The 10,348-nt window shown below is 43.1% G+C and carries 7 protein-coding genes and 1 riboswitch; of the genes, 1 reads left to right on the top strand and 6 read right to left on the bottom strand.

The features are described 5' to 3' along the window. Positions 1-12 precede the first annotated feature (12 nt). From NEJAP_RS09420 to NEJAP_RS09405, 4 genes are all read right to left on the bottom strand, one after another. Complete coding sequence (locus NEJAP_RS09420) at positions 13-1,842, bottom strand: TonB-dependent receptor domain-containing protein (RefSeq protein WP_201350366.1); 1,830 nt, start codon at positions 1,840-1,842, stop codon at positions 13-15. 159 nt (positions 1,843-2,001) lie between these two features. Continuing rightward, positions 2,002-2,216: riboswitch (cobalamin riboswitch) on the bottom strand. A gap of 188 nt (positions 2,217-2,404) precedes the next feature. Beyond that, positions 2,405-4,048, bottom strand: a complete 1,644-nt coding sequence (locus tag NEJAP_RS09415; protein ID WP_201350365.1) for a fatty acid--CoA ligase — start codon at positions 4,046-4,048, stop codon at positions 2,405-2,407. Positions 4,049-4,361: 313 nt separating this feature from the next. Next, complete coding sequence (locus NEJAP_RS09410) at positions 4,362-4,739, bottom strand: hypothetical protein (RefSeq protein ID WP_201350364.1); 378 nt, start codon at positions 4,737-4,739, stop codon at positions 4,362-4,364. A 332-nt stretch (positions 4,740-5,071) separates the two neighbouring features. Beyond that, on the bottom strand, positions 5,072-5,563 hold the full coding sequence (locus tag NEJAP_RS09405) for an alpha/beta hydrolase (protein WP_201350363.1): 492 nt from the start codon (positions 5,561-5,563) through the stop codon (positions 5,072-5,074). 529 nt (positions 5,564-6,092) lie between these two features. Between NEJAP_RS09405 and NEJAP_RS09400 the strand changes: the two genes are divergently transcribed. Next, the gene (locus tag NEJAP_RS09400) at positions 6,093-6,995 is read left to right on the top strand and encodes a PEP-CTERM sorting domain-containing protein (protein WP_201350362.1); all 903 of its coding nucleotides are present in this window, start codon (positions 6,093-6,095) and stop codon (positions 6,993-6,995) included. 253 nt (positions 6,996-7,248) lie between these two features. Here the strand turns inward: NEJAP_RS09400 and NEJAP_RS09395 are convergent, their stop codons facing one another. Then, the gene (locus tag NEJAP_RS09395; RefSeq protein ID WP_201350361.1) at positions 7,249-8,880 is read right to left on the bottom strand and encodes a GMC family oxidoreductase; all 1,632 of its coding nucleotides are present in this window, start codon (positions 8,878-8,880) and stop codon (positions 7,249-7,251) included. 29 nt (positions 8,881-8,909) lie between these two features. Then, a complete protein-coding gene (locus tag NEJAP_RS09390) occupies positions 8,910-10,301 on the bottom strand; it encodes an aldehyde dehydrogenase family protein (protein ID WP_201350360.1) in 1,392 nt (463 codons plus the stop codon). Positions 10,302-10,348 lie beyond the last annotated feature (47 nt).

The raw sequence follows: 10,348 nt of genomic DNA, 5'->3' as shown, positions 1-10,348 counted from the left end.
TATTAACACGAATTATTGAGGTTGATAAGCCAGTGTAAACAAGGCAGTTGAACCCGCCTGGTTATAACCACTAATGGTTTGATACTGCTTATCTAGTAAGTTGCTTAGCTTGGCGCGTACTTGCCATGCCGGTGCTAACTGATACGTTGCACGCAGATCGACAGTACCAAAGCCTTCTAAAGAGCTTGTATTACTATCGCTGGTATAACGACGACCTTCAGCATGTAATGTTGCACCTAAAGTCAGTGCACCAAAATTACGATCAAGATTAAGATTGAGAATTCTGTCAGCTCGACGTGCTAAACGGTTACCCTTATTAGCACCTGAACGGACTTCAGGATCAAGAAATGAAAGATTACCGCTCAGCAACCATTGCTGCCATTGATAATCAGCACTTAGCTCTAATCCACGGATGCGTGCTGAGTTGATATTGCTAGGTAACCATCTGTAGGGATATAGAACCGTTGGCGAAGGCGCCCACGCAATCATGTCTTTAAAGGTTGTTTGATAAAGTGAGGCTTGCCAATTAACGTCCTGATACTTCCCTCTCAAGCTCAACTCAAAGGTGTCTGATTCTTCTGGTACAAGATCAGCATTACCGCCCCCGTAGGCATCTGAAGGATAGTACAAATCGTTAAACGAAGGTGCTTTAAAAGCGGTTCCATAAGAAGTAACCAGCTTGAGGTTATTATTTAATGGAATTCCCCAAGCAATACCGCCTGTTGTGTAGGAACCAAATTGCTCGTTATCATCAACACGAGCACTGAACTGCAGATCAGATTTGCCTAATGTTAGCTGGTATTGAGCAAAACCTGCCCAGTTGTTGCGATCAGTCACAACATAAGCATTGTTTGTGTCTATTTGATCGTTTATGTAGTCCAAACCAAAAATAAGCTGATTATCATCACTTATTAACAGATCGTTTTGAATAGTAAAAGAGTCACGTACTGTCTCATGACGGCTTTTAAATGCGCTACCAGAAAATGCTTTTGTCTTGTTCCAGCTTCGACCTGCAGACACATTAACAAGCCACATATCAGATACAGCAAAAGTGCCACTTGCACCCATGACTTTAGTTAGCGTATCGCTTCGATCCGAACTAAAGTCATCATATTCACTTTCAGAATCAGTGATAGAAAAAAAGCCTTCAAGCTCATGGCCTCCATCAAAACGCTGCCCCAGTCGTAAATGTAAGCCTTGATTGTGATAACCATCATCGTCGATATTTCCCGTCGTTTTTGCATCAAACCCATCCGTCGTAATGCCTGATGCAGTTACATTAAACCAACGGTTTTGATCACCACCCTGCAAACCAACTTCAGCTAAAGATGTACCATCTGAGCCTGCTGAAATGGTAAAAGAAGGCGTCAGCCTACCCGCACCACGGCGTGTGAAAATTTGGATAACGCCACCGGCAGCATCCGAACCATACAAAGATGAACGTGGTCCACGAACAATCTCAATACGTTCAATCTGACTAAGATTAAGTTCCTCAACACTTACTTGCCCTAGCGTAGCTGAACCAACACGGATACCATCAATCACAATCAATGAATTTTTAGACGATGTGCCGCGTAGGAAAATACTACTGGATTTACCAATACCACCTCTGTTGGTAATCATTACACCGGGAGTTTTTTGTAAAATATCAGCCACTGTAATTGCTTGTGAACGCTCAATATCTTTACGTGTTATTAAGGTAACTGAAGCCAGCGTTTCATCAACAGACTGAGCAGTACGAGAAGCTGTTACTAATATTTCATTAAGATTGGTTGTTTGGGCTGCAACCAAAGAGGAATAACAGCACGCCGTTGCTAAAACGGTGTTGGAAAGTTTTTTCATGGTTCAGATGGTGTCCTGTACGTGCCCGCCGCACGCCAATAAAATTAATGGCATTAACGAGCAGGAATGAACAGAAACACGACAACCGCAAAGCAGGCACTAGCAAGCTAGAACTGAAACGACAAGAATGTGCACCGTTGCATTAGCCCTCCGCTATGCCGACTGAGTAATGTTTGTGGCCGGTCTCCGGACTTACGAGAGGATAATTATCCCAACATTACGCCTTCCCATGTATGACACAGTGGCTTTTGTAATGCCTTAACTCGATTACCGTTGCGGGGGCAGTGTTGGCTTTGCTTGCTAAAGCTGAACGCACCAACTTCCCGTTTAAAATCCCGATTTAAAACAGGATTACCAAAAACTGTGTGCATTCTAGGGAGATGAACCTGTGGGGTCAACATCAAAAGTCATGAATAAATTTAACGATAAACCGCATTCTATTCATCTATGATTTTTATCAAGGCTGATAAAAAACAAGCGCGTAAAACGCGCTTGAGAGGAAGTAAAAAATAACTATTACAATTAACTGGCTTTATGAAGCGCTTAAATAGTTTGCATTTAATTAGTTATCGACTTGATCACGAATCAATTTCTTATTGATCTTACCAACACTGGTTTTAGGTATCTCGTCAACAATACTGACACGCTCAGGAATAGCCCACTTAGCAATTTGGCCACTCGCCACATATTGCTGAAGATGCTTATGAATATCCTCCGCATCAATTGAGTGACCTTCTGCAGGAACAATCATCGCAAACGGACGCTCCCCCCAACGTACATCGGGTACACCTACAACAGCGACCTGATTCACCGCTTCACTTTGGCTAATCAGATTTTCTAATTCTAGAGAAGAGATCCACTCACCACCGGTCTTAATCACATCCTTAATACGGTCTTTAATCTCTAACGTACCATCAGGTGATATAGAAGCCACATCTCCGGTATGTAACCAGCCGTTTTCCCAGAGCTCATCACTTTTTTCGGGTTCTTTGTAATAGCCCTGTGTTAACCACGGTGCACGTACTACAACCTCACCCATCGCTTCTCCATCATGGATAACCTCGTTACCCGCCGGGTCTACAATGCGCAGATCAACCAAGCCAACTGGCACACCGGTTTTAATCCTCTCAGACATTTGCTCTTCCATGGGTTGAGCAAGATCATCATGATGTAAATAGGTCGCCGTTAATAGTGGGCAGGTTTCAGACATACCATAAGCGGTGAAAAACTCAATGCCCCGTTCTGCCATATGCTTCGCCATACCCAAGGTTGGCGCACTACCGCCAGTAAGCATTTTCCAACCCGTTAAGTCGGTCGTTTTAGCGGCATCACTATCAAGAATCATCTGTAAGACTGTGGGGACACCATGCGAAAAAGTCACCTTCTCTTTGGCAAACAGCTCAACCAGCTTATTTGGTTCATAGCGGCCCGGATACACTTGCTTAATACCTAGCATGGTTGCCGTGTAAGGAACACCCCACGCATGCACATGGAACATCGGTGTCATCGGCATATAGACATCGTTTGAGCGCAACAAAGGCTGACCTTCGTAACAGCCTAACGTCGCAGCCATATTCAATGTATGTAACACGAGCTGGCGGTGCGAAAAGTAAACGCCTTTTGGATTCCCCGTAGTACCGGTAGTATAAAAAGTAGTCGCTATTGAGTTCTCATCAAAATCTGGGAAATCATACTGAGCAGATGCGCTAGCCAACAATGCCTCATACTCACCCAAGGTATTTAAACTAGTTTGTGCAGCATTTGCCTTATCTGATAACTGCACGTAACCACGCACACTTGGAATTTGCTCGCCAAACTGCTCAGCTAAAATGAGAAAGTCATCATGTACCAACACATAGTTATCTTCGGCATGATCCATCGTGTAGATGATCTGATCAAGACTCAAACGTACATTCACATGATGTAATACCGCACCAATCATGGGCACCGCAAAATAAGCCTCTAAATAACGATGGCTATCCCAATCCATCACTGCCACCGTATCGCCTGCCTGCACTCCAGCTTCTGTTAATACATTAGCTAACTTACAGATACGCTGGTTAAGCGTTTTATAGTCATAACGCAAAACATCACTATAGACAATTTCGTGATTTGGTTCGTATCGCTGACCAGAGAGCAGTAAGCTTTTAATCAGTAACGGAGATTGATGGGCATTCTGAGAGGGGTCGAGTATTTTAGTTTTCATTGTCTAGGCCTGTTGTTTTTATTGTGTCCTTCTAAAAACGACGTGCTTCGGTAACTAAGCACATCGTTCAACAAAGAATAAGTAGATGCACTTATTTTGGTTGTATTACAGCCACTCTCACAATAACAAAACAGATCAAAGTTGTAACATTTTTGTTCAGTGTTTAGCCAGCACTCACAAAGCTTGGCTATTCGTACTTAGTAAATAGACTAATAGATAGTATAAAAGGCTATTTTTTATGGCAGTGAAAGTAACCACAAAAAACAGCCAAACTCAGCTTACACACCTCAAACAATAACTTTCACCCTGTCCATTAAGGTACAGGCGACAACGGTGGTGGTAACACGGCCGCTGGATCAACCGGGATTTTACGACCAGTATTTGCATCATAAGGAAAACCCGTCGGGATAATATGCACACCTGTTGGGCAACTAATGAGTGCGGCTATACCAAGTATCATCCCCTCACCTCCTGCACCATAGCCACCTACAGAGATAGCTTTACAGCCAACTGTTTGTGTTCTATTGATTGCTAATTGGAGTTCTTGGGCTGCATCAACACCGGTAGCTGATGATTCACCAATGATAACAAAGCTCTTGGTGGGAGCAGTTGAAGTAGGATTGTGTTGGCATCCCGTAATGAAGATAGCCGCAGCTATGAATGACGCAACGCCTATTGATCTCGTATTCATAATTACCTCCAAAGATAATCTAATAATACTTATCGCATCGTTATATGGTTTTTAATTCACCTATTGATCTTACCTAATTGAATCACCTCCTTGTGGCAGTATACAACATACCAATAAATAGTAATTTATTAGGCAAGTATGAGACCTGATGGCAATAAAGAACTAGTTGACTCCATGTGCTACATCACCATAACCGGTAAAGGCCTGCGGAACAGAAAGCGTCAAAAATTTATTTACCCATCACAAAAGTAGTTAACCTAATGGCTGCTCTATGGATAATCTGACGAAGCCGTATTAAGAGTGTCTTGGATTATTTACGAAAGCTATATATGTTATGTACGAGAAACTAGAAACTGCACAAAAAACTTTTCAACAACTTCAATAGAAGAATTAAGCCGGTGATCTCCAGCAATCAAATGTAATGAGCAGTGAATATCTTTTGCAAATTTAATCGAATTTTCTGGAGCAATAACTTCATCAGACCAACCATGAACAATTTCTATGTAAGCTTTACTCTCATAGCTTTGCTTTTTATAACCTGGCACAAATAGAGCGGGCGCTAATAAAAACACCCCTTTTGTATCAACCTGTTCTGCAGCGACCACAGAAACGTATCCTCCCATGCTTGAGCCTACAAGCAAGAAATCATCTTTTTCATCTTTCAATACGTTTAATAGGCGATTAACCCTAAGATCAGGGTCTACAATATCTGAGTAGTCGACACTCTCAACAGCGCAGCCATGCTTTTCAGCACAGCTAGCAAGCCTTTTGATTTTACTGCCCCAAGGGCCGCTTTCTTTACCATGTGAAAAATATACTTTCATATCACGCCGTTTTTTTAATTGGTACGCCTTCAATTGCCATCACAGAATTAGCATCCGCACATTCTATAATTTTAAGCACAGCAGATTGAAGAACCTTATAAGCACTGTAAGCGAGAAGACATGATATCAAGGTCTGCGAGTAAATTGTGCGGTAGCAACGCTTTGCGTATGTCCGCAAGAAATGAGGTAAAGATCCTTATGAGAAGGTTACCGTTCATAGCGGTTTTAAATGTTAACTTTTAGCGAATGGCAAGGACTTAATTATGATTACTTACCTGAGAGAAACCGGACGTCATAAGTGCAGACCTTGAGAAGATGCTCTTCTACACTTGAGCAGTCCATTAATCCATGAACAGAGTAAGGTCAGGATATTTTACAATATAGCTGAGTTAACACTTTCCATGGATTATCATTACATTGAAATCATTCAATATTTTTTAATTGGTATGAATATTGCCTTAACGGCAGAAGTATTTTATTAACTATTAATCACTAAATTTAAAAGCAAAAAAATTGATAAGGAATTCAAATGAAATCTAAGCTATTAATTACAGCGTTAATTGTTTCACCATATATATCAACTGCAAATGCTGCTCCGATAGTTTTACAAGGCGATTTTGTAAAAACCGCTATTAGTGACGATGGTACGTTAGGGTTTGGTGGAAATACCTCACCAGGTCTTTTACATGACGCCACTGGGACAGGTACATTTGGACTTGATTACCTTACACCTGGTAGCCCTTGGGAAATATTCAGTGTTGATAGTGATCAAAGCGGCCTTTTAACTAACAACAATGCTAGTGGGTTTGACATATCAGGTACTCTTTCCGATATTTCAGGTACAAGTGCCTATAATAATGCAGTTAACTGGTCAGGTATATTCGGTTCACTCTTTAGTATTTCAACTGATACTTATTTTAATAATGGTGACGAACGAGTAAGTTTTACTACGACCATTACTGCTTTGACTAATTTAACCGGTTTAAGCTTTTTAAGAGCAATAGATCCTGATCCAGATAACTATCCTGGGGGGAGCGCAAGAACAAATAACGGACGTGGTTTCGGCAGTTTATTGCCACAGGACTGGGTCCACTCTGTTGGCACTCTTTCAGGATTAACACTTGGTTTATATAGTGACTCTTCGGTTACTCACAATACGGGAATCACATCACCTTGGAGCTTTGACCCTGCTAATTATTTAGCGGCTAATGATGCAGGGAATGGCGACAATGCAATAGGCTTAGCATTTAACATTGGTTCTCTTAACGCTTCTGAAGCAGTCAGTTTTGATTATCATTATATTATGGGTGACAGATTGGATACTGTAGATATTCCTACAGATGTATCTGAACCATCTACAATGGCTCTTTTTGCACTTGGAGTGCTAGGTTTAGCATCACGTAGATCTAAGAAAAAATCTAAATCTTTTTAAAGAGCATTACTCTTAAAAAAACACCAATTGTAATAATTGGTGTTTTTTTGTTCCAAGTATTCCCCACGCTTCACTCATAAGAGCGAACTCACACTGATGCAATCTTCCCTTTTCTGTATTGGTTGTGGATCCCAGCAAAATACTTTTCTGCTATAACATGTGCAAGATCCATCCATGGTAGAAACAATTACCGATTCATTGGCCTATTCATCGCGTTTTCAACCAAAAGACTCATCTCGCACCCTCTTAGTGATTAACCATCTCGCTCTGCCAAAATCATCTGGGCGCCTTTCTCAGCGATCATCATTGAAGGTGCGGAGGTATTCCCGCTTATTAACGTTGGCATCACGGATGCATCCATTACTCGCAGGTTACGCATCCCTTTAACTTTAAGTGTTGTTGGGTCAACTACTGCCATCTCATCAATACCCATTTTGCAGGTACCTACGGGGTGATACACAGTTGTTGTGGTGTTGCGTAGGTATTCGAGTATTTGCTCGTCTGTTTGCACATCTTTACCGGGAGCCATCTCTTCACCACGTAGATGATCAAACTCTGGTGACGCTAGAATTTTGCGGGCTTTTTTTACCCCTTCTATTAATACCTTTTGGTCGCGCTCATCAGCAAAGAAGTTATGATCGATCAGCACATTGCGTGCGGTTCCATCATTGGCTAATTTTACGCTGCCAGCGCTTCGTGGGCGCAGCACACAGGTAAATACTGAATACCCATGGCCAAGCTCAAACTTTTTACCACGATGGCTACGAAACAAAGGGGTAAAGTGAAACTGCACATCTGGGTCTGCATCAGCAGAACCTGGTTCGGCAGCGTCAGCTAATTTTGTTTTCGCAAAACCACCTGCTTCTACGTAATTGGTGGTCCACCAACCTTTGCGCGCTAACCAGTACTTAAACGGTGCAGGGATAATATGCGGTAACAATGTCCCTAAGGAGATACCAATCGTTTGGGATTTTGAGGAACGAACCGTCACCATGCTATCAACATGGTCTTGCAGGTTTTCACCCACCCCAGGCAGGTGCAGTTTGCACTCTATGCCTAGCTCATTTAATGCCGCTTTATCACCAATGCCAGACGCCAATAAAATCCGTGGTGAAAGAATAGTGCCTGCACAAAGAACAACTTCTTTGTTACAGCGTAGTTGTTGCGGGACACCGTTTTCTTCTACCTCTAAACCTATGACTGTATCATCACCAATTTGTAATGCCACAATTTCGGAGTCCGTCATTACTGTGAGGTTTGCTCGTGATAATACGGGCTTAACAAATGCACTATAGCTACTCACACGCTCACCGCTGTTTTGCTTCACATCATATATACCCAAACCCAGCTGCGTTTCGCTGTTAAAGTCATTATTTTCGGGTAATCCTGCAGTGACGCCTGCTTTGATAAACACCTCACACACAGGATTAGGATCCTGTGGTTTAGTCACACTCAGCTCACCGTTATAACCGTGATATTCATTCTTTTGGGCATTTTGATTCGCTTCCATTTTCTTAAAGAGTGGCAGAACATCAGCGTATGACCAGCCTTCACAGCCTAGCTTAGCCCAGCCATCGTAATCATTCTGGTTGCCACGAATGTACACCATACTATTAATGGCACTGGAGCCACCGAGAGCCTTACCTCGATTAACCATCATGGTACGGTTATTGAGATGGCGCTGTGGTACCCCTTCAAAGGTATAGTCGTAAGTTTTATTCCCATAGAGTCCAAAGATACCGGCCGGGATCGATATCAAAGGGCTTTTGCCATTACCGCCCGCCTCTATCAAGCAAACAGTAATGCTTGGATCAGCGCTGAGTCGGTTTGCTACGACGCAACCGGATGAGCCTGCACCAACAATGATGTAATCATAGGATTTCATTGCTTATCTTCCTCACTTCAGCACAATCATTAATCAGTGGATGTTTTAAAGTGAAAACTTTTAGGACGTGTGAGTGCATCAAAACCCATAGCCGATAACGAGCAACCACGCCCGGTATCTTTCACTCCTGTCCACGCGAGTGCAGGGTCTAAGTAGTCACAACGGTTCATGAATACTGTGCCTGTTTCTAGCTGAGGCGCGATGCGCTCTGCTGCATCAAGGTCTTCTGTCCAGATACCAGCGGTTAAACCAAAATCAGAGTCATTCATTAGCGCAATGGCTTCATCATCACTGGATACTTTAATAACACCAACCACGGGACCAAAGCTCTCATCCATCATGATAGACATCTCGTGTGTTACATCAGATAGCACCTGTGGTGCCATATATGCCGAACCCGGTTGATCCAACGTAAATTGGCTGGTATCTACGTGGGTTTTAGCCCCGGCTGCTACCGCATCAGCTACTTGCTTTCGCACAAAGTCTGCAGCCGCGGGGCTGATCATAGGGCCAAGATTAGTCGTAGCCTCTAGAGGGTTTCCCAACACATATGCTTGCCCTACCGTAGCTAAGCCAGCAACAAGCTCATCATGAATACTCTCGTGAACATAAATGCGCTCTATACTGCAACATGACTGCCCGCTATTAAAGAAAGCACCATCTGCCAAATTTTCAATAGTGTAAGAAAGGTTACAATCTGCGCGCACATAAGCAGGATCTTTCCCCCCTAACTCCAAACCCAGTGGAATAAACTGCCCTGCGGCGGCCTCCTCCATTGCTTTACCACCACCAACTGAACCTGTGAAGCACACCATGTCAACATTGCCTGAACCGATCAACTCACTGGTAGTGGAGTGATCCAGCACAATATGCTGGAACACGCCTTCGGGAAGGCAAGCCTTATCAAATGCATCTTGTATGCGTTCGGCAACCAACAAGGTATTTGCTGCGTGTTTGAGCACTACAGTGTTACCCGCTAATAAAGCAGGAATCACAGAGTTTAATGCTGTCATAAAGGGAAAATTCCACGGTGCAATCGTCATAACCACACCTAATGGCTCGTGGCTTATTTTGCGGACAAACCCAGGTTTTTCGCCTGGATCCAGTGGCTGTAACGAGGCTTCAGCAATAGATATCATATGACGGGCCCGCTCTTCTAAGCCGCCTACTTCACCGGGGCCCTGACTTATAGGCCGCCCCATTTGCCATGCTAACTCTTGCGCTATGCGCTCTTTCATACTCACCATGGCATCTACCGCTGTACTGCAAAACTCACAACGCTGTGCAACCGTTAACTGCGCCCAACTATGCTGTGCTGTTTTGCTGCGCGCAAATAGTGTAGCCACTTGCTCTGCATCAGCTACAGGACGCTCTGCATACATACTGCCATCAATTGGCGAAATACATTGAATTTTACTCATGACTTTGTCTCATGTTTTTGTGCTCTGTATTCAGCACTTTTATTCGG

Origin of the sequence: Neptunomonas japonica JAMM 1380 (assembly GCF_016592555.1) — a bacterium.
Lineage (GTDB): Bacteria > Pseudomonadota > Gammaproteobacteria > Pseudomonadales > Balneatricaceae > Neptunomonas > Neptunomonas japonica_A.
Note: the sequence above shows the minus strand (reverse complement) of the source record. Positions and strands in the feature narration are given on the sequence as shown.